This is a genomic window from Spirulina sp. CCY15215, assembly GCF_016888125.1.
In the GTDB taxonomy this organism is placed as follows: Bacteria; Cyanobacteriota; Cyanobacteriia; order Cyanobacteriales; family Spirulinaceae; genus CCY15215.
Genome location: NZ_JACSWA010000210.1, coordinates 1 through 242, shown reverse-complemented (window position 1 = coordinate 242; position 242 = coordinate 1). Strand labels below are relative to the sequence as shown.

Below are 242 nucleotides of genomic sequence, written 5' to 3'. Positions count from 1 at the left end.
CCTCTCCTGATAAATTATCCCAAATTATGTTTGAGGTGATATCAAAATGGCGAGTAAAGCGGAAACAGAGATTGAAGAATTGAGACAATTAATCCTCACCTTAGATTTAAAACAGGAAAAAAGAATAGATTCTTTAGCAAATACCCTCGAAAAAAAGATTGATTCTTTAGCAACAAAAGTTGAAGTTGGTTTTACTGAAGTTAAAGGAGAAATCAAACGACTTGATGAGAGAGTTGGTCATG

At 33.5% G+C, this 242-nt stretch carries 1 pseudogene; it reads left to right on the top strand.

Annotated features, from left to right (window positions below):
* Positions 1–46: 46 nt before the first annotated feature.
* Positions 47–242, top strand: a pseudogene (locus tag JUI58_RS01235) (hypothetical protein); the annotation flags it as partial.